Origin of the sequence: Gordonia desulfuricans NBRC 100010 (assembly GCF_001485495.1) — a bacterium.
In the GTDB taxonomy this organism is placed as follows: domain Bacteria; phylum Actinomycetota; class Actinomycetes; order Mycobacteriales; family Mycobacteriaceae; genus Gordonia; species Gordonia desulfuricans.
This window is the reverse complement of sequence record NZ_BCNF01000069.1, coordinates 20,450-40,280: the sequence shown is the minus strand read 5'-3', so window position 1 is coordinate 40,280 and position 19,831 is coordinate 20,450. Positions and strand designations below refer to the sequence as shown.

The 19,831-nt window shown below is 67.3% G+C and carries 19 protein-coding genes and 1 tRNA gene; 14 read left to right on the top strand and 6 right to left on the bottom strand.

Annotated elements, in window-relative coordinates:
* The first annotated feature begins 3 nt into the window (after positions 1–3).
* The 6 genes from GD1_RS12250 to GD1_RS12225 all read left to right on the top strand — a co-directional run bounded on the left by GD1_RS12250 (position 4) and on the right by GD1_RS12225 (position 7,831).
* Positions 4–1,965 carry a YhgE/Pip domain-containing protein gene (locus tag GD1_RS12250; protein ID WP_020790961.1) on the top strand — a complete coding sequence of 654 codons (1,962 nt, stop codon included), beginning with the start codon at positions 4–6 and terminating at the stop codon, positions 1,963–1,965.
* A gap of 81 nt (positions 1,966–2,046) precedes the next feature.
* Positions 2,047–3,450, top strand: a complete 1,404-nt coding sequence (gad, locus tag GD1_RS12245) for a glutamate decarboxylase (RefSeq protein ID WP_059037223.1) — start codon at positions 2,047–2,049, stop codon at positions 3,448–3,450.
* 117 nt (positions 3,451–3,567) lie between these two features.
* Positions 3,568–4,251 carry a hypothetical protein gene (locus tag GD1_RS12240; protein WP_059037222.1) on the top strand — a complete coding sequence of 228 codons (684 nt, stop codon included), beginning with the start codon at positions 3,568–3,570 and terminating at the stop codon, positions 4,249–4,251.
* 7 nt (positions 4,252–4,258) lie between these two features.
* Positions 4,259–5,317 carry a helix-turn-helix domain-containing protein gene (locus tag GD1_RS12235; RefSeq protein WP_059037221.1) on the top strand — a complete coding sequence of 353 codons (1,059 nt, stop codon included), beginning with the start codon at positions 4,259–4,261 and terminating at the stop codon, positions 5,315–5,317.
* Positions 5,314–6,408, top strand: coding sequence for a helix-turn-helix domain-containing protein (locus GD1_RS12230; protein ID WP_059037220.1), 1,095 nt, complete (start codon positions 5,314–5,316; stop codon positions 6,406–6,408). The genes GD1_RS12235 and GD1_RS12230 overlap by 4 nt, the downstream gene beginning before the upstream one ends.
* A gap of 37 nt (positions 6,409–6,445) precedes the next feature.
* Positions 6,446–7,831 (top strand): dipeptidase, encoded by a 1,386-nt coding sequence (locus GD1_RS12225; protein ID WP_280513265.1) that lies wholly within the window; start codon positions 6,446–6,448, stop codon positions 7,829–7,831.
* 95 nt (positions 7,832–7,926) lie between these two features.
* Here the strand turns inward: GD1_RS12225 and GD1_RS12220 are convergent, their stop codons facing one another.
* The gene (locus tag GD1_RS12220) at positions 7,927–8,352 is read right to left on the bottom strand and encodes a DUF7144 family membrane protein (protein WP_053777473.1); all 426 of its coding nucleotides are present in this window, start codon (positions 8,350–8,352) and stop codon (positions 7,927–7,929) included.
* Positions 8,353–8,539: 187 nt separating this feature from the next.
* On the opposite strand from GD1_RS12220, the gene GD1_RS12215 reads away from it, so the two are divergent.
* Positions 8,540–8,613 (top strand) — tRNA-Pro (locus GD1_RS12215).
* 179 nt (positions 8,614–8,792) lie between these two features.
* On the opposite strand, the gene GD1_RS12210 is transcribed toward GD1_RS12215, so the two are convergent.
* From GD1_RS12210 to GD1_RS12200, 3 genes are read right to left on the bottom strand one after another with little or no spacing between them, the layout of a single operon-like run.
* Positions 8,793–9,491 carry a haloacid dehalogenase type II gene (locus GD1_RS12210; protein ID WP_373855319.1) on the bottom strand — a complete coding sequence of 233 codons (699 nt, stop codon included), beginning with the start codon at positions 9,489–9,491 and terminating at the stop codon, positions 8,793–8,795.
* Between the two features lie 8 nt (positions 9,492–9,499).
* On the bottom strand, positions 9,500–10,498 hold the full coding sequence (locus tag GD1_RS12205) for a metallophosphoesterase (RefSeq protein WP_020790325.1): 999 nt from the start codon (positions 10,496–10,498) through the stop codon (positions 9,500–9,502).
* A 25-nt stretch (positions 10,499–10,523) separates the two neighbouring features.
* Positions 10,524–12,977 (bottom strand): penicillin-binding protein, encoded by a 2,454-nt coding sequence (locus tag GD1_RS12200; protein ID WP_053777504.1) that lies wholly within the window; start codon positions 12,975–12,977, stop codon positions 10,524–10,526.
* Positions 12,978–13,297: 320 nt separating this feature from the next.
* Between GD1_RS12200 and GD1_RS12195 the strand changes: the two genes are divergently transcribed.
* Complete coding sequence (locus GD1_RS12195; RefSeq protein WP_053777471.1) at positions 13,298–13,621, top strand: WhiB family transcriptional regulator; 324 nt, start codon at positions 13,298–13,300, stop codon at positions 13,619–13,621.
* Between the two features lie 149 nt (positions 13,622–13,770).
* On the opposite strand, the gene bagB is transcribed toward GD1_RS12195, so the two are convergent.
* Positions 13,771–14,865, bottom strand: a complete 1,095-nt coding sequence (bagB, locus tag GD1_RS12190) for an ArsA family ATPase (protein ID WP_053777470.1) — start codon at positions 14,863–14,865, stop codon at positions 13,771–13,773.
* Complete coding sequence (bagA, locus tag GD1_RS12185; RefSeq protein ID WP_244882689.1) at positions 14,865–15,899, bottom strand: ATPase BagA; 1,035 nt, start codon at positions 15,897–15,899, stop codon at positions 14,865–14,867. The genes bagB and bagA overlap by 1 nt, the downstream gene beginning before the upstream one ends.
* Positions 15,900–15,956: 57 nt before the next feature.
* Between bagA and sp36 the strand changes: the two genes are divergently transcribed.
* The 6 genes from sp36 (at position 15,957) to GD1_RS12160 (ending at position 19,726) form a co-directional block, all read left to right on the top strand.
* Positions 15,957–16,121: a Sp36 family protein gene (sp36, locus tag GD1_RS25015; RefSeq protein WP_169798191.1), complete on the top strand. Its 165-nt coding sequence runs from the start codon at positions 15,957–15,959 to the stop codon at positions 16,119–16,121.
* 7 nt (positions 16,122–16,128) lie between these two features.
* A complete protein-coding gene (locus GD1_RS12180; RefSeq protein ID WP_059037219.1) occupies positions 16,129–16,605 on the top strand; it encodes a RidA family protein in 477 nt (158 codons plus the stop codon).
* Between the two features lie 2 nt (positions 16,606–16,607).
* Complete coding sequence (locus GD1_RS12175) at positions 16,608–17,366, top strand: TSUP family transporter (RefSeq protein ID WP_053777468.1); 759 nt, start codon at positions 16,608–16,610, stop codon at positions 17,364–17,366.
* 42 nt (positions 17,367–17,408) lie between these two features.
* Positions 17,409–17,636 (top strand): NfeD C-terminal domain-containing protein, encoded by a 228-nt coding sequence (locus GD1_RS12170; RefSeq protein ID WP_059037218.1) that lies wholly within the window; start codon positions 17,409–17,411, stop codon positions 17,634–17,636.
* Between the two features lie 70 nt (positions 17,637–17,706).
* Positions 17,707–18,828: a flotillin family protein gene (locus GD1_RS12165; protein ID WP_059037217.1), complete on the top strand. Its 1,122-nt coding sequence runs from the start codon at positions 17,707–17,709 to the stop codon at positions 18,826–18,828.
* A gap of 55 nt (positions 18,829–18,883) precedes the next feature.
* The gene (locus GD1_RS12160) at positions 18,884–19,726 is read left to right on the top strand and encodes an MBL fold metallo-hydrolase (protein WP_059037216.1); all 843 of its coding nucleotides are present in this window, start codon (positions 18,884–18,886) and stop codon (positions 19,724–19,726) included.
* The last annotated feature ends 105 nt before the right edge of the window (positions 19,727–19,831 follow it).

The following is a 19,831-nucleotide window of genomic DNA, read 5'->3' as shown; positions in this document are numbered from 1 at the left end:
CAGATGCTCGCCGCTTTCTCGCCGGGTAGCGATTTCAAGAGGTACTACCGGGGACGGATGCCCCGACTCGCACTCATCGTCATCATCCTGATGCCGCTGATGTACGGGGCGCTGTACCTGTGGGCGTTCTGGAATCCGTTCGACGCCGTCAACAAGTTGCCGGTAGCCCTGGTCAACGCCGATCGTGGCGCCACCATCGAGGGCAAGGACCTCAAGGCCGGTGACCAGGTGGTCACGGGCCTCGTCGACTCCAAGCAGCTCGACCTGCACCTCGTCTCCCAGGAGGAAGCGGAGCAAGGCGTCTCCGACGGCAAGTACTACTTCTCGATCACGCTGCCGGAGGACTTCAGTGAGTCGCTGACGTCGGCGACCACCGACAACCCGCACTCGGCACAGCTGATCTTCACCTACAACGACGCCACCAACTATCTGTCCACCGTGATGGGTCAGGACGCGGCGCTGCAGGTCATCGAGCAGGTCGGGGCGCAGGTCGGACAGCAGACCTTCGACGTGGTGCTCAACGAGGCCACCGCACTGATGCCCAAGCTCAAGCAGGTGCAGTCCGGTGTCAACGAGCTCAACAGCGGCATGAAGACCGCCAACACCGGTGCGCACGAGCTGGCCACCAACCTGGTCACCGCCAAGGACGGCGCCGGACAGCTCGCCAGTGCCCTCGGCGAGCTCGACGGTGTGGTCGACAAGGCCACCACCCCGCTGCTCAACGCACTCGGTCAGGACCAGACCGGGATCACCGCCGCGGAACTCACTGCCACCGCCGATCGCCTGGCCACCAACACCGGCACGGTCAGCACCCAGCTGAACCAGGCCGCGAACGGTCAGTCGCAGGCCTACCAGGTGGTCTCGTCGGCGCTCGCCCAGCTGCAGCGCAGCAGTGACCCCAACATGCGGGCACTGGCGCAGACGCTCTCGCCGGTGCAGACCTTCCTCGGCACCCAGGGGCTCGGCCCGAACGCGAACAACCAGATCAGTCAGGTCCGCACCGACGCCAACGCACTCTCCGAGCAGCTGTCCAACCCGAACAGTCCGCTGCGCACCGTGCTCGCGCTGTCGGAGAACGGTGGACTGCGCAACGACATCCAGACCCTGCGTTCGGCCGCGGGTGAGCTGAGCTCGGGCGCCAACCAGTTGAGCACCGGTCTCGGTGAACTCAGCACGGGTGCCGACGAGCTCGCCGACGGCACCACCCAGCTGGCGGCCGGTACGGCGCAGCTGGCCACCGGTGTCGACGAAGGGGTCAAGATGATCCCGCACTGGTCGGACCAGCAGAAGGCCGCCCTGGCCAAGACCCTCGGTCAGCCGGTCGCGCTGCAGGAGAACGTGCTCAACGAGGCCAAGACCTTCGGTACCGGCTTCGCCCCGTTCTTCTTCGGACTCGCGCTGTTCGTCGGCAGCATCATCGCGTGGATGCTGTTCAAACCTCTGCAGGCGCGGCCGATCGCCCAGGGGCTGAACTCGTTCCGCGTGGTGCTGGCCTCGTATGCGCCGACCTTCGCGGTGGGCATCCTGCAGGCGACGATCCTCTACCTCGTCACCGTGTTCGCGATCGGACTCAAACCCGTCTATCCATGGGCCACATACGGTTTCATGTTGTTGATGGTCGCCATGTTCATGGCGATGATCCAGATGTTCGACGCCGTCTTCGACATAGCCGTGGGTCGCGTGGTGACCCTGGCCTTCCTGATGGTCATGCTGACCTCCGCGGGCGGCATCTATCCGGTACCCACGACCACCAAACCCTTCCAGTACATCCACTGGGTCGACCCGATGACCTATACCGTCACCGGTCTCCGACAACTCACCGTCGGCGGTGTGGACCAGAGGTTCTGGACGGCGCTGATCGTGGTGATCGCCCTGATATTCGTGTTCCTCGCGATCACGACACTCGCGGCACGAAGAAACAGGCAGTACAACATGGACCGTCTGTACCCCCCGGTCGAGGTCTAGGAGGTCTCCGGACTGCACTGATTCGGCTACGAGTTGCCCTGACACCCCGTCGATTTCGTATCACTCACTCAAGGAGCAGCCTTGTCCAAGCACACCAATGCGCGTGCCACCACCAACTCCACCGAGTCGCACATCATCAACCCGGTCTTCGTCCGACCGGGTGAGGCGACGGAGTTCCCGAAGTTCACCATCCCGGACGGCCTGAGCCTGCCGGAGACCGCGTACCAGATCGTCCACGACGAGGCGATGCTCGACGGCAACGCGCGACTGAACCTCGCCACCTTCGTCTCCACCTGGATGGACGACGAAGCTCGGAAGCTGTACTCCGAGACCTACGACAAGAACATGATCGACAAGGACGAGTACCCGCAGACCGCGGCGATCGAGGACCGGTGCTGGAAGATCATCGCCGATCTGTGGCACGTCCCGGACGTCAGCAAGTCGATCGGTACCTCGACCATCGGTTCGTCCGAGGCCGCGATGCTCGGCGGTCTGGCGCTCAAGCGACACTGGCAGGGTCGCCGCAAGGCCGAGGGCAAGTCGATCGAGAAGCCGAACCTGGTGCTCTCCACCGCGGTCCAGGTCTGCTGGGAGAAGTTCCTCAACTACTTCGAGGTCGAGCCCCGCTGGGTGCCGGTCTCCGAGGAGCACCCGGTCTTCGACGGTTACGAGCTCGAGAAGTACGTCGACGAGAACACCATCGGTGTGGTCGCGATCGTCGGTGTCACCTACAACGGTCTGTACGAGCCGGTCAAGGAGATCTCGGCCAAGCTCGACGCGATCCAGGAGTCGACCGGCCTCGACATCAAGATCCACGTCGACGGTGCCTCCGGTGCCATGGTCGCGCCGTTCTGCCAGCCCGAGCTGGAGTGGGACTTCCGGGTTCCGCGCGTGGTGTCGATCAACACCTCCGGTCACAAGTACGGCCTGGTGTTCCCGGGTCTGGGCTGGATCATCTGGCGTGACACCGAGGCCCTGCCGGACAGCATGGTCTTCCACTGCAGCTACCTCGGTGGCGACATGCCCACCCTGGCCCTGAACTTCTCGCGCCCCGGCGCGCAGGTGCTGCTGCAGTACTACAACTTCCTGCGTCTGGGCCGTGAGGGCTACCGCCAGATCCAGCAGGGGTCGATCGACGTCGCGACCTACCTGTCGGGTCAGATCGAGAAGCTCGGCCCGTTCGAGCTGGTCAGCCGCGGCGACACCATCCCGGTGTTCGCATGGCGTCTGAAGGAGGACTACACCGACAAGTGGAACCTCTACGATCTGTCGGATCGCCTGCGTCTCAAGGGCTGGCTGGTCCCGGCCTACCCGAACGCCGAGGGCCTGGAGAACCAGACCCTGCAGCGCGTCGTCGTCCGGGCGGGCCTGAGCCACGACCTGGCCACCGCACTGCTGCGTGACATCGAGAGCGAGATCGCGTTCCTCGACGCGCTCGAGTCGCCGATGCCGCGTGAGGGCACCGGATCGCACTTCCATCACTGAGCGTCGTACCCGGTACGGACGAGCGGTCACCGCTCGTCCGTACCGGGTTTTCGCACCGACGACCGATTCCCCTGGCTTCCCCCGCGGATACGCGCTGATGCACGACAGGATCATGTGATGACCTCTGTGACCGCCCAGTCCTCGGCGGCTCCGACTCCCCGATGGAAGGTGCTGCTCCTCGCCCCGACGCTGACCAAGCAGTGCTGGGGCTTCATGATCGGGTCGGCGCTGTTCTCGCTCGGTTCGGCGCCCTGGCTCGGTGAGTGGATGGGCGCGTCGAATGCCAACATCTGCTACTTCATCGGTGCCTGGTTCTTCACCTATGCGGGCATGATCCAGCTGATCAACAGCGGTGCGGTGAGTGTCGCGGTCGACTACGCGCCGGGCCGCATGGTGCGGGCCGAGTGGCTCGCCGCGTCCACCCAGTCCTTCGGCACCATCCTGTTCAACGTCTCCACCACCGCGGCCCTGGCCGCGCACACGGTCGCCTCCGAGAAGCATCTGGTGTGGTCGCCGGACGCCGGCGGGTCGGTGGCCTTCCTCATCTCCGGCGTCATGGTCCTGGTCGCCTACTCGCACACGGCGAAGGCATGGGACCCGGGCAAGATCGGGTGGTGGTCGGGCGTCATCAACTTCCTCGGATGTGTGGCCTTCGGTGTGGCCGCCGTCGGTTCCTACATCGCCCCCAACGGCAACACCATCGACAACACCCTTGCCAACGCCGGTACCTTCATCGGTGGGCTGTGCTTCCTGGTGGCCTCACTCGTCGTCCTGCCCCAGTGGACGCGATCGACACGCTGATCCCGCCATGCCCACTTCGCAGCGACTGTCCCCGGATCGAGTCCGGGCCTGGCAGACCCAGATCGGGGCACTGGACCCGATCGGCGACAACTCGACCCGGCTGTTCCGGCGCACCGGGGTGGACGGACTGGCGAACTATCTCCCCGCGCTGGAGATGGTGGTCGACGATCCGACGGAGTTCGACGAGGTGGCCTACTGGCGTCCGCTCTCGGATCTGCTGGTCTACGTCCTGATCCGGACGCCGTGCACGATGCGGCGTGACCCGGCGCTCATCGCCGAGTATCCCTCGCAGTACGCCATCGTCGGGACCCAGACATTCGCCGGTGGCGGAGTCCTGCGCCAAGACGGGCAGGAACTGCCGTACCGACACCCCAACCACCTGCTGGTGGTCAACAACAACTTGCCCTACGAACACACCGCCTATTCCGTTGCCGATCTGGCCGGGCTGTGGATCCCGTTGGAGCTGCTGGGATATGACGCCACCGTCGGGCAGGTGGAACTGGGGCCGGTGGTCACCGACACCCCGCTCGCCCGTGCCGCGGCGGCGTTCATCCGCAACTTCGCCTACGACGTCGCGGTGCGCGGCGCCGACGTCGACCCGGACACCGAGCTCGCCGCCATCGACCTGGTTCGGGCCGCGGTGGGGCAACGTCGGGCCGCCGACACGTTCGCCGATCTGCAGAACCGCCCGGTGTTCGTCCGGGAGGCCACCCGCACCCTGATCGAGCAGAACTTCCGCGATCCGGCCTTCGGTGCCGAGTCCATCGCCAAGGCGCTGCACATGAGTCGTCGGCATCTGTATCGGCATTTCGTCGACACCGACGAGACACCGGCCACGATGATCGCCACCCGGCGCCTGGAGCGTGCTCGGGAATTGTTGTCGCACTGGGAGAATGCTGGGTTGGACGCGATCGCGGCCGCGAGTGGTTTCACCTCCGCGGCGACACTGCGCAACCGATTCCGGGCGGAGTACGAGATGACGCCCAACGAGTACCGGCGGGGGGCGGGCGGCGGTCACCGACAGGGGGAGTCGTCGTCCACCGACCCCGAGGGAGGAGTCCGATGATCTCCCAGCACCACGGGCTCGATCCGCTCCTCGTGGCCCGTTGGCGTCGTGAGATCGGCCTGTCGATGGCCAAGGGCCTCGACGACGTCACTCATCTGCGAGGGCGCAATGGTATTGCTGCAGAACGCCGTTGGCGATTCGACTGCCGGGACCCGGGGACTTTCGAGGCGTGGATCTACCAGCGCGAGTTGTCGTTGATGCACTGCCTGTGTGGGCTCTACACGCCCTGCAGCTTCTCCCGCGACGCCGAGCACATCAGCCGTACCGAGAAACCGGGCGTCTATGTCTTCGTCCGCACCATCGCCGGTGGGTTCGTCGCTCGGCACGGACGCAACGAGCACTCCTACACCGCAGGCCAACTCGTGGCTGCGCGGACCGACATGCCGCTCACCCTCACCATGCCCACCGCCGGTGACATGACCGGTGTGGTGATCCCGTTCGACCTGCTCGGTGGCGACATCGGCGGGAGTCGTTGGGACGGTGGGGTGCTCGCCGCCGACAATCTCCTGGGACGTGCGACCTCCCAGTTCATCCGTCGGCTCTGCTACACCGCGGTGACCGATCGGGCCTCGGTGGACACCGAGTTCGAGGAGGCCGGACTCAACCTGATCCGCAACCTGCTCAGCAACTTCGGTCACGACATGGACCGCGGGCGCGACATTGCGATGTCGGTGCGGCTGGCGACCCGTGAACTCATCGAGGAGAACTTCACCGATCCCTCCTTCTCCGCGGACTCGATCGCCCGCGACCTGCACATCAGCCGGCGGCATCTGTACCGGCAGTTCTCCGGGGCCGGTGACTCGGTGGCCGCGATGATCACCTCCCGGCGGCTCGACCGGGCGCGGGAGCTGCTGGTCCGCGCCGGGATGATCACCCTCGAGGAGGTTGCGCGGCTGTCCGGCTTCAGTTCGGTTGCCACGATGCGCAATCGGTTCCGGGGCCGATACGGACTCACCCCGAGTGAGTTCCGGGACCGGTCGCGGACCGTCGGGGGTGGACAGCCGGCGGGACTGGCCGGGCTGCCGGAACCGGCGCGACCGGTACTCGATCCGCTCGCCGATCTCGACGACGGTCCGAGCGTGGTGTCCTGACACCTGCGAGGATGGGGGGCGGAGACCAGGAGGCGATGTGAGCGAGCAGAACACCGACCGGACCGATGTCGACGACATCCGCGCACGGGTACACGAGCTGATGCCCAGGGCCAGGCAGGATCTGGCCGAGATGGTGGCCTTCGGGTCGGTCTACGACCCCACCCGGCCGCCACCGCCGGACTGTGCGGAGATGGTCGCGTGGCTGCAGACGGCGTTCACCGAGATCGGGGTGCACGACGTCGCCGCGCACGTCACCGCCGACGGGTCGCAGGCGGTCACCGGGCACATCCCCGGACCGCCCGGCGCGCCGACGGTGCTGCTCTACTTCCACCACGATGTGCAGCCGGCCCTCGACCCGGCCCTGTGGGATTCCCCGGCGTGGACGCTGACCGAACGTGACGGTCGCTGGTACGGGCGCGGTGCGGCGGACTGCAAGGGCAACATCGCCGTTCACCTGACCGCCCTGCGGGCGCTGGCCGCCGACCCGCCGGTCACCGTCAAGATCATCGGTGAGGGATCGGAGGAGCAGGGTTCCGGCGGCCTGGAGGACTTCGTGCCGAAGCATCCGGAGCTGCTGGCCGCCGACGCCATCCTGATCCTCGACTCGGGCAACATCGAGGTGGGCCGGCCCACCCTCACCACCAGCCTGCGCGGGATCGCCAACATCGTCGTCGGTGTCGAGACCCTGGGCTCGGCCATGCATTCCGGCATGTTCGGCGGTGCGGCGCCGGATGCCCTCGCCGCGCTCATCGCGATGCTCGCGACACTGCGCGACGAGCACGGCAACACCACCGTGCGCGGCCTCGAGACCGATCAGGCGTGGGACGGCATCGACTACCCCGAGGCACAGTTCCGCAGTGATGCAACGGTTCTCGACGGTGTCGGGGTACTGGGCACCGGCAAGATCGCGGAGATGGTGTGGGCGCGGCCGGCTGCCACGGTGCTCGGTATCGACTGTCCGCCGGTGGTCGGGTCGTCGGCGGCGGTGCAGCCGAGTGCGCGGGCCCGGATCAACCTGCGGGTGCCGCCGGGGATGGATCCGCAAGCGGCACAGGACGCGCTGATCGCCCACCTGACCGAGGTGGCACCGTGGGATGTGCGTGTCTCGTTCGAGCGGGAGGCGATCGGTGCGCCGTTCTCGGGGTCGACGTCGGGACCCGCATTCGATGCGCTCACGCGGTCGCTGGGCGCCGCATACGGCCGGGATGTGGAGCAGCAGGGGCAGGGTGGGTCGATCCCGTTGTGCACGGTGCTCGCCGAGACCTTCCCCGATGCCGAGATCATGCTGTTCGGTGTGGAGGAGCCGCGCTGTCTGATCCACGCCCCCAACGAGAGCGTGGACCCGACCGAGATCGAGAACATGGCGGTCGCCGAGGCACTGTTCCTGCACGACTTCGCCAGGAGCGCCGCGGCCTTGGACTGAGGCGGGACGACGCCGGGGGCGGAAACGACTCGGGCCGGACGCGATCGGTGATCGCGTCCGGCCCGGCGTTTTTCACGCTCTGGAGGTCAGTGCCCTCACAGGCCGTCGGCGCGCGGCTTCCAGCTGGCCACCGCCCAGATGACGATGATGTCGAGGATGATGATGATGATCGCCCACACCGGGTAGTACGGCAGCCACAGGAACTGCGCGATGATCGACAGGGATGCGATCAGGATGGCCGCGACGCGTCCCCAGTCGCTGCCCACCACCAGACCGCCGGCCACGATCACCGCGATGATGCCGAGCACGATGTGGATCCAGCCCCACGAGGTCAGGTTGAACTCGAAGATGTAGTCCTCGGTGAAGACCAGCAGGTTGTCGTTGTTGACCGCCGAGATGCCCTGGAAGATGGCGACGATACCGGCGACGAAGAGCAGGGCGGCCGCCACGATCGAGATGCCGACCGCGAAGCCTTCCTTGGTCGCCGCGTTGATCTGTTTGTCGGTGTTGGACTCACTCATGAGAAACGTCCTTTCGCTGTGCACACGCCGGTGCTGTCCGAATTGATCGTAGTAAAGGTGGGGAGTGCACTGAAGTCATCTGTGGGCATATCGCCCAAGTCGGCACAAAAGTGTCGCAAAGTGTCCGCTGACCAGGCGATTTAATACTTTGCGCCGGTAGGGGGTAACCTAGTCGAGGTTCCACACACGGGGTGTGGCGCAGCTTGGTAGCGCGCTTCGTTCGGGACGAAGAGGTCGTGGGTTCGAATCCCGCCACCCCGACGCTAGGTTGAGATAGCAGAAGAGGCCCTGGCCGGAGAAATCCGGTCAGGGCCTCCTCGTTTCTCCAGGGAGTCACGACCGGAGCGTCCCGGATTCGACGGAGACCGGCTCGGACGGGAGGAATCGAACCCGTTGACCGGCAACCGATTCGGCCGGATCGCGTCGGTGTCTGCGCCGGCTCAGACGTCCAGTTGTGTCGCGAGATCCTCGATGTCGCGGGCGTGGAAGTCGTTGTGCGGTGAGCCCGAGTCGTCCTTCGGGTCGCCACCCCATTCGGCAGGCCGCTCGATGAAGGCGGTGTGCAGGCCGTGTGAGCGGGCGGCGTCGAGGTCGGACTGATGGGTGGCGACCATCATCACCTGGGCCGGCTCGACCTCCAGCAGCCGTGCCAGTCCGAGGTAGGTCTCGGGGGCCGGTTTGTAGTGGTGCCACAGATTCGAGGCGCCGATGACATCCCAGCCGAAGTCGTTGTGCTTGGCCATCTCCGACAGCAGTGCGACGCTGCCGTTGCTCAGTGCGCAGACGGTGAAGCGGCGGCGGAGCCGGGCCAGACCCGGCGCGGAGTCCGGCCAGCCGGGAATCGTGCGCCAGGCATGCACCAGACGTGCCACCGTGGCGTCGTCGGCGGCGACACCGGATTCGGCGAGCACACCCCGCAAGGTCTCGGTCTGCAGGTCGTCGAGACCACGCCAGGGCAGCTCACCGGACTCCACCCGGGCCAGGATCGGTGCGTACCGGCGGCGCCACTCCCGTGTCAACGCGGCCGCATCGTGTCCGGGCAACTCCGTGGCCATGGCGTCACGGATACCGGTGAACCAGTCGGCGACGGTGCCGAAGGTGTCGAAGGCCAGGACCCTGATCTGATCGGCGGTGGTCACCGACACGCTCAGTGGGCGTCGGTCGCGAGCTGCGGCAGCGAGTGGTCCTCGTCGAAGGAGGCATCGCCGTGCGAGACCGGGGTCAGCGTCAGCAGACTGGCCTCGGGGCGGCAGCAGAAGCGGGCCGGCGCATAGGGGGAGGTGCCCAGACCGGCGCTGACGTGCAGCTGCATCGACGCACCCCAGCGCGAGGGACCCTTCACCCGGGACCGGTCGATGTGGCAGTTGGTCACCAGTGCGCCGACGCCCGGCAGGCACAGCTGGCCGCCGTGGGTGTGACCGGCCAGGACCAGGTCGTAGCCGTCGTCGGCGAAGCGGTCGAGCACCCGCGGCTCGGGTGAATGGGTCAGTCCCAGCCGCAGGTGTGCCAGCGGATTGGGACGTCCGGCGACGGTGTCGTACCGATCGCGCTCGATGTGCGGGTCGTCGACCCCGGCCGCCACCACCCGCACTCCGCCGATCTCGAGCTCACGCACGGTGTGGGTGGTGTCCAGCCATCCGCGCTCGACGAATGCCGCCCGCAGATCCTGCCAGGGCAGCGGCTCACCGTGGGTGCGCTTGTGGTCTTTCTTGAAGTACTTGAACGGGTTCTTCGGCTTGGGGCCGAAGTAGTCGTTGGACCCGAAGACGAACAGACCCGGCCGCGACAGCAGACCACCGAGTGACTGGATCACCGCGGGCACCGCCTGCGGATGGGCGAGGTTGTCACCGGTGTTGACCACCAGGTCGGGTTCCAGGGCGTCGAGCTCGGACACCCACGCCTGTTTGAGCCGCTGGCCGGGCATCATGTGCAGATCGCTGATGTGCAACACCCGCAACGGCGTCGACCCGGGCTCGAGGACGGCCATCGTGGTGTGCCGCAACGTGAACGCATTGCGCTCGATCACCGTCGAATAGAACAGCCCGGCGGCCGCGAGACCGGCCCCCGCGGTCGCCGACCGCGCGATCGTCGACGACGGCAGGCGAAGATCCAGGCGCTGCACCGGATTCGAGTCGAGGATGGACATCAGCCCAGGATACGCGTGCAGGCGATCATCCCGGAAGATCGATCACCACCGGTCCGACGCCCGGCACCTGCACCGTCGTCTGGGTGGGCTGCCCCGACCCCTGGCCCTCGGCGCGGCGGCCGTTGCTCACATAGATCGTGATGGTGCTGCCCGGCAGGGCCGAATCGCTCGGCGCGGTGAACACCACCGTGCCCTGCGTCTTGCCGCTGTCGACCTCGAGCTGGGTGACCTTGAATCCCGCCGACTGCAGTCGCGAGGTGGCCTCGCTCGCGGTCAGGCCGGTGACCTGCGGGATTCGGCCGCGATCGGTACCCGCGACATAGCGCGGGTCGGTCGGCGGCAGCTGGGTGGGGCCGAAGTTGTTGGCCACCGGCAGCATCGCCTGATACCAGGTGCGGGCCGGTTCCATACCGCCGTAGAGGTTGCCGTCGTAGCAGGACCGCAGCGGGCTCGAGCAGATGCCCGACGGGTTGGGGCCGTCACTGTAGACATAGGTGGCGCCGGCGATGTTGTTGGTGAAGCCGAGGAAGGCCGACGAGCGGTGCGCCTCGGTGGTACCGGTCTTGCCCGAGCTGGGCAGGGTCCAACCGATGGCACCGGCGGCGGCCGCCGAGGTGCCCGCACCCTTGTCGTCCTCGCTCATGGCGTTCGCCAGGGTGTTGGCCAGGCCGGTCTCCACCACGCGTTCGCAGGCCGGCGGATTGAACGGGACCCCGGTGAGCACCGGGTTGCCGTCCGGGCCGGGCACCGGGTTGCCGTTCTCGTCGCGCTTGATGGTGCTGATCGACCCGATCGGCGACGGCGGGCACCAGACCCCGCCGGATGCGAGGGTGGCCGCCACGTTGGACAGCTCGACACCGTTCACCGGGAGCGGGCCCAGGGTGAACGATCCGAAGTTCCCGTCCTTGACGTACTGGGCGATGCTCTTGTCCCCGGACCCCGACGTGCCCGGGGTGTTGTAGGACCGCAGGCCCAACCGTACGGCCATGTCGACGGTGGGTTTGACGCCCACCTGCTTGAGGAGGTTCACGAACGCGGTGTTCGGGGACTGCGCGAGCGCCTGCGTCACCGACATCGACGCCGGGTAGCGGCCGTCGTTCTTCACGCAGTAGGCGTTGGCCGGGCAGCCGTTGGAACCGCCGCTGTTGCCCATCCCCTCCACCGCGAGGAACCCCGGCACCGGGATGTTGGTGCCGGTACCGAGCCCCTGCTCCATCGCGGCGGCGACGGTGAACACCTTGAAGACCGAGCCCGCGCCGTCGCCGACCAGCGAGAACGGCTGCGGTTGGACGGTCTCGTCGGCGGCCTGGTCGAGGCCGTAGTTGCGGCTGGACGCCATCGCGAGCACCGCGTGGGAGGTGGTGCCCGGGCGGATCGCGCTCATCACGTTGGCCACGCCGTCGGCGTGCGGGCTGGCCTGGGCCTGCGCCGCGCGCTGCACCGATCGCTGTACCGCGGGGTCCATCGTGGTCTTGATGATGAAGCCGCCCCGCATCACCGAGTCCCGGGAGATCCCGTTCTCGGCCAGGAACTGCAGGGCGTAGTCGCAGAAGAAGCCGTTGTTGCCGGCGCCGATGCAGCCCTGGGTGGGGATGTCGGCCTTGGCCAGGATGCCCAGCGGTGCCTGTTTGGCCTGGGTGAGCTCGTCCCGGCGGTTCGGGAAGTTCTGGATCATCGTGTCGAGCACGGTGTTGCGGCGGGCCAGCGCCGCCTCGGGGTTGGTGTAGGGATCCAGCGCGCTGCTCGACTGCACCATGCCGGCGAGCAGCGCGGCCTGCTCCACCTTGAGGTCCTTGGCGTGTACGCCGAAGTACACCTGCGAGGCCGCCTCGATGCCGTAGGCGTTGTTGCCGAACGGCACCACGTTCAGATAGCGGGTGACGATCTGCTTCTTCGCCTCCTGCTTGGCCGCGGCGTCGGACATGCCCTTGCGCTTGGCCTGCTCGGTGAGCGACTGCTCGAGGGTCAGAGCCATCCGGACCTCGCGCAGCTTGCGTGCCGGGGTGGTCTCGGTGGCGGCCTCGCGGTCGGCCTCGGTCCGGGCCAGCACGAGCAGCTGATAGTTCTTGATGTACTGCTGGTCGAGGGTCGATGCACCCTGCTGGACCTCGCCCGACGACGAGTTCTTCAGCGCGGCACGGATCGTGCCCTTCCAGTCCACACCGTCGTGTTCGAGGAACCGGCGGTCCTCGATGGAGATGATCGCCGCGACCATGTCCGGGGAGATGTCGTTGTATCCGACCTGGTAGCGGTACTGGTCGAAGAGCAGCGCGATCGGGTTGCCGGCCGAGTCGGTCATGGTGGTGACCTCGGGCAGGGTGCCGTTGAGCAGTTCGGAGGAGACGTTCTCCACCGCCGACGCGGCGCGGTTCGAGACGAGTCCGACGCCGCTGGCCACGGGATAGAGGAGACCGGCTACGAGCACACCGGCGAGGACACACGCGGCAGCGAGCGGCCCGAGCTTCTTCGAGACTGGCACCACGACAGGATACGTGTGATTTCCCGAACACCCGGTCACCGACGGGTGGGAGTCCGGTCGGGGGACACCGATCTTGGGTTTCACCTGCGGTTTCGTGCCAAGTATGCACGGTTGTGCCAGTTTTTCGCGTTCAGGGGTTGCGGCCACAAGCACAGATCCCTAGATTGAGGGCAGAATGTGACTCACCTAACAGTCGTTCCGGAGACGTGTCACACGTATCACCTCCGGACGAGGATTTCGTGAACCGGACTCCGGTGGGGAGCACTCGACGTCGGGCGATGGCGTCCGGCGATGGGCATTCACAGAACAGGGGTGACGGTATGGCGACAGCGGCAGTATCGGCGGCGGCAGTATCGGTGGGGGAGGCACGTCTGAGTTGGGTGTCGCAGGCGCGGTGCCGTGGCGAGAATCCCGACGACCTGTTCGTCCGGGGGGCCGCGCAGCGCAAGGCCGCGACCATCTGCCGGCACTGCCCGGTGCAGCTGCAGTGCGGGGCCGATGCGCTCGACAACCGCGTCGAGTTCGGTGTCTGGGGTGGGATGACCGAACGTCAGCGGCGCGCCCTGTTGCGTCAGCATCCCGAGGTCACCTCGTGGGCGGCCTTCTTCGAGGCGCAGCAGCGCCGTCAGCGCGCCGCCGTCTGAGTTCCGGTGGCCTGACCTGCAGGCCCCGAACCCGCAGGTCCTGAATCCACAGGTCCTGAATCCGCAGGCCGGCGCACACGGCCGCGCCGCACACTTCTCCAGCCGACATCACACATCCCATCACCGACCGACACACCCGCCGAGGGCGATCAGCCCCGGCCGGTGATCTGTTCGGCGACCGCCCGCAGTGCGACGCGGTCGGCCACCTCGAACGGCAGTGACGGCACCCCGACCACCGGCACCCGCGGATGCGATGCGGTGAACCGCTGCAGCAGGTGCACCTCCCGTTTGCCGGTCGCAGCGCGCTCGGCGTGTACCGCCAGCACCCCGCGGGTCAGGTCGTCGTCGACGTGGTCGAGTGCCACCCGCGCGACCTCCTCGGAGATCCCGGTGAGGTTGGGGTGGGTGCGGTTGAGGATCAGCCCGGCCAGCGGCATCGACTCCTCGGACAGCCGGTCGACGAAGAACGCGGCCTCGCGGAGGGCGTCGGGTTCGGCCGCGGCGACCACCGCGAACCGGGTACCGGGCTGCTTGAGCAGTTCGTAGGTCTTGAGTGCGCGGTCCTGGAATCCGCCGAACATCGAGTCCAGCGACTGGACGAAGGTGGCGACATCGCGCAGCATCTCGCCGCCGATGATCGTCGAGACCCCGCGCATCGCCAGACTCATCGCCCCGGTCACCATCCGGCCCACGCCGCGACCGCCGCCGACGAGCACCTTCATCAGCCGGCCGGACAGGAACGACCCCAGTCGCTGCGGGGCGTCGAGGAAGTCCAGTGCATTGCGTGACGGCGGGGTGTCGACGACGATCAGGTCCCAGCGCTTCTGCTCGAGCAGTTTGCCGAGCTTCTCCATCGCCATGTATTCCTGTGTGCCGGAGAATGATTCGGCGACGGTCTGGTAGAAGGAGTTCTCCATGATCGCCGCCGCTCGCTCCGGGGTGGAGTATTCGAGCACCATCTCGTCGAAGGTGCGGCGCATGTCGAGCATCATCGCGTCCAGGGTCCCGGTGCCGTCGATCGCCACCGGCTGCGGGTCGTTGGTGAGCTCGGACATCCCCAGTGACTGGGCGAGCCGTCGGGCCGGGTCGATGGTCAGCACCGCGACGGTCCGGCCGTGCTCGGCGGCGTGCAGGGCCATCGCCGCGGCGGTGGTGGTCTTGCCGACACCACCGGCGCCGCAGCAGATCACGACGCGGGTCTCGGGGTCGGCGAGCATCGCCCCCATCTTCAGGTCGAGCGGCATCACGCCCCCGCTTTCTGCAGCAGATTCGCCAGTTCGTACAGGGAGCCCAGGTCGATGCCGTCACCGAGCGCGGGCAGTTCCAGGGTGGGTACCTCCACGTCGTCGAGCTGGGCCTTGGCGATCTGCTGGGCCTGCAGCCGCGACGCGTGCTCGATGGTCTCGGTGAGCAGGCCGGCGAAATCGTCCTCGGAGGCGGTGATCCCGGCGGCGGCGAGGCCGTCGGCCACCCGCTGCGCGTCGATCTTCCCCTCGGCGATGTCGTCGATGGAGTCCGGTGGTAGATGGATCGGGTTGACGCGGTTGATGATCAGGCTGCCGATCCGCAGGTCCTTGCCGCGCAGTTCCTCGACCGCCTCGATGGTCTCGGTGATGGGCATCGCCTCGAGCAGGGTCACCAGGTGGATCACCGTCTCGGGGGAGTGCAACAGCCGTACCACTCCGTCGCTCTGGTTGCGGATGGGACCGGTCTTGGCCAGATCGGCCATCGCCTTGGTGACGTCGAGGAAGGTGCCGATCCGTCCGGTCGGCGGCGCGTCGACGACCACCGCGTCGTAGCGGCGCACCCCCGCCTTGTCGGAGGCGATGATGCGTTCCTTGATCTTTCCGGTGATCAGCACATCCCGCAGGCCCGGGGCGACGGTGGTGACGAAGTCGATCGCGCCGATCCGCTTCATCGCCCGCCCGGCGAAGCCCAGGTTGTAGAACATGTCGAGGTACTCGAGCAGGGCGTGTTCGATGTCGAGGGCCAGCGCCCACACCTCGCCGCCTCCCTCGGCGGTCGCCACCCGTGTGTCGGTGGGCGGCAGGGGGGCGATGTCGAAGAGCTGGGCGATGCCCTGCCGTCCCTCGCATTCGACCAGCAGGACGCGCTTTCCGTCGCCGGCCAGCGCCAGCGCCAAGGACGCGGCGACGGTCGTCTTCCCGGTTCCCCCCTTGCCGGACACGAAGTGCAGCCGCGCGCGGGCAGCGGACTCCGGCCACACATTGGTCGCGGTCAGGTCGTCGGCGGTGTCGCCGGCTGTGTCGTGAGCCACCAGATCACCTTATCCACTGTGCTCAGCGCGTGGGGCGGACCGGTTAGGCTGACCATCATGAGTGAAGTGACCGCGTGGGAGTACGTGACCGTGCCGCTGCTGACGCATGCCACCAAGCAGATCCTCGACACCTGGGGTGCCGACGGTTGGGAGCTGGTCAGCGTGTTGCCGGGGCCGACCGGCGAACAGCACGTCGCCTACCTCAAGCGTCCGAAGGGCTGAACCGACCATGACCACCTGGACTGCTCGCCTGGCCGAGCTGGGCATCGCACTGCCCACCGCACCCAAGCCGGTGGCCAACTATGTGCCCGCCGTCCGTAGCGGCAACCACGTCTACACCTCCGGGCAGCTGCCGTTCGTCGACGGTGAGCTCGTGGTGCGCGGCAAGGTGTCGGAGACCGCCGAGGGCGTCGTGCGTCCCGAGGAGGCCGCCGCCTGTGCCCGGCAGTGCATCATCAACGCGCTCGCCGCGGTGGACGGCCTGGTCGGGATCGACTCGGTGGTGCGCGTGGTGAAGGTGACCGGTTTCGTGGCCTCGGCGGTCGGCTTCACCGGCCAGCCCGCCGTGCTCAACGGTGCGTCGGACCTGCTCGGTGAGATCTTCGGCGAGGCCGGCGTGCACGCCCGCTCGGCGGTGGGTGTTGCCGAACTGCCGCTGGCCGCACCGGTCGAGGTGGAACTGATCGTCGAGGTCGCCGACAACTGAGCATCGAGATCGCCGGGCTGGTCGTCGCCGCGGCGGCGGCCGGCTGGGTGGATGCGGTGGTCGGGGGTGGGGGTCTGATCCTCATCCCCGCCCTGCTGATCGGTCAGCCCGGCATCGTCCCCGCCTCGGCGCTGGCCACCAACAAGATGGCCGCGGTGGTCGGTACCGCCTCGGCGGCCTGGCGCTTCGCCCGCAAGGTGCCGCTCGACTGGCGTCGTCTGGCACCGGTGTTCTGCTGTGCGGTGGTCTGTTCCGGTGCCGGCGCCTATGTGGCCGGCACCCTGCCCCGGCAGGTTTTCGTCCCGATCGTGCTGACCCTGCTGGTCGCCGTGGGACTGTTCGTCGCGCTCAACCCGCGATTCGGTTCGGGTGCCGGCACGTTCCGGTCCCGCTCCTCGATTCTCGTCGGATTCGCCGTCGCCGGTGTGGTGATCGCCTTCTACGACGGTGTCATGGGGCCCGGTACCGGAACCTTCCTGATCATCACACTCACCGCGCTGGTGGGCACCAACTTCCTGGAGAGCTCGGCGACGGCCAAGGTGATCAACACGGGCACCAATCTCGGTGCGCTGCTGGTGTTCGCCGCACAGGGGCATGTGCTGTGGCTGCTCGGTCTGGCCCTGGCGGTGGGCAATGTGATCGGTGCCCAGCTCGGCGCCCGGATGGCGCTGGGCCGTGGCAGCGGATTCGTCCGCTGGGTCCTGCTCGCGGTGGTCGTGGTGATGGTGGCCAAACTCTCCTATGACCTGCTCGCCGCGTGATCGGATAGGGTCGCAGGACAAGCAGAGTCGAGGGGGCCGGCGGTGATCGGGACGATCGGGGTGGTCACGGTGGCGATCGGCGGTGGCGATCAGCTCGGCGAGGTGGAGCTGCCATTTGCCGGGGGGACCGAGCGATTCCTGGCCCACGGCCGTGAACCGATCGGCGTCGACCAGTCGGTTCTCGTGGTGGCGGAGTCACCCGGGCGGATCGTCGAGGTGGAGCGGTGGATCGTGCCGCCGACCGTCGGTCGTTCGGTCGATCTCCGGTGACCACGAGGCCGCTTCCCGGGATTCTGTATTCGATTGTCGTTCTGTATTCGACTGACGCAGAGGAGTACTGATGCTCGGTTACAACGTTCCGGAGCCAGACGAGGCGATGCTGATCTCCGGCAAGAAGCGCAGTGAGGGTGCCGCGCCGTTCGATGTGGTGGTGGGACATGGCAAGTGGGCGATGCCGTTCTTCCGCAAGGTGCGATTCTTGTCGATGGCGTTGCACGAGGCCAGCATTCGCGAGGTCTGTGTGACCACCCAGGGTATCCAGCTCAATGTGCGTGCGGTGATCGCGCACAAGGTGGGTTCCGATCTGGCATCGATCGTCAATGCCGGCCAGCGGTTCATCTCCGAGCAGGAGGACGAGATGAATCAGCTGACCGGGCAGGTCTTCTCGGGTCATCTGCGGTCGATCGTCGGTTCGATGACGGTGGAGCAGATCATCCGAGAGCGGGACACCCTGGCCCGTCAGGTACTTGAGGCGTCGAAGCGGGAGATGGGATCGATCGGGCTGGTCGTCGATTCCTTCCAGATCCAGTCGATCGACGACATGGACTCCGGCTACATCAACGCCCTCGCCGCCCCGAACATCGCGAAGGTGCAGCGGGAGGCGGCGGTGGAGCGGGCGCGCGCCGACCAGGAGGCCGCCATGGCGCAGCAGGAGTCGCTGCGGAATCAGGCCGACTACGAGCGCGAGACCGCGATCAAGCGGGCCGAGATCAAGTCCGAGACCGACAAGGCCAATGCCGAGGCGGCCCAGGCCGGTCCGCTGGCCGAGGCCCGGGTCACCCAGGAGATCATCCGCGAGCAGTCGTTGCTGGCCCAGGCCCAGGCGGATCTGCGCGAGCAGCAACTGATCTCGGAGGTGGTCAAGCCGGCCGAGGCGGAGGCCCGACGCACCCGCATCCTCGCCGAGGCGGAGGCCCAGGCGGTGGAGATCTCGTCGGCGGCGGCCGCCAAGAACAATCGGATCGCCCTCGACCAGCAGCTGATCGAGCAGTTGCCGCAGTTGGTGGCGGAGGCGGCCAAGGGGCTCGGCAGCTCCAACCTGACCGTCTTCAACGGTGCGGAGGGTGTCAACGAGCTGATGGCCGGAGTGGTCACCCAGGGTGCGGCGCTGTTGCGCAGCCTGCAGGACGAGATCGCGCCGCGCGTGGTCGATCATGCGGACGGGCCGGGCCGGGCGAGGTGAGGCCGGCGTCACGGCCGGTGTGGTCGGGGTGACCCGACCACACTAGGCTGTGGCCATGACCGACCCCGGTGCCCCCGTGTCCGAGTCCCCGGCCGAGCCGACCCATCCGGCATACGGGCAGTTGCGTCAGGTCACGCCGTATGCGTCGGTGTTGTTGTGCGACAACGCCGGTGTGATGGAGCTCGACGGCACCAACACCTGGATTCTGCGGGCGCCGGGCTGTAAGGAATGTGTCGTCGTCGATCCGGGGCCGCCGCGGCACAAGAAGCACGTGAAGGCGCTCGCGGCACAGCCCGGTGTGGCGCTCACCCTGATCACCCACCGGCACTTCGACCACACCGGTGCGATCGATGCCCTGCACAAACGCACCGGTGCACCCACCCGTGCCCGGTTGCGCGAACACTGCCGCGATGGTGCCCCGTTGCGTGACCGCGAGGTGATCGACGTGGCCGGGCTGCGGATCACGGTGCTCTACACCCCCGGTCACACCGGTGACTCGGTGAGCTTCCTGGTGGAACTCGACGGTCACCGCGCGATGATCACCGGCGACACCATCCTCGGTACCGGGACCACCGTGATCGATCCGTCGGACGGCAGTCTGCGCGACTACATGGGGTCGCTGAATCGGCTGATCGTCGACGGCGCCGAGGCGGTGTTGCTGCCCGCGCACGGTCCTGACCATCCGAGGCTGGAGCCGGTCGCGCGGTTCTACAAGGCGCACCGTGAGGAACGGCTCGATCAGATCCAGGGCGCGCTCGACGAGATGGGCATCTCGGCCCGCAAGGCCAAGCCGATGAAGGTGGTCCGCAAGGTGTACGCCGATGTCGACAAGAAGCTGTGGCCGGCCGCGCGGATGTCGGTCAAGGCCCAGCTGGAGTATCTCCGCGAGCACGAGTAGAGGCACCGGACTGCGGAAAGCGAACGTCACCAATCCGCGACGGCGAGGAGCCGGCTGAACGACGACGTCACCGGCATCGTTTGCGCCGCGCCGCGATGCAGGAGG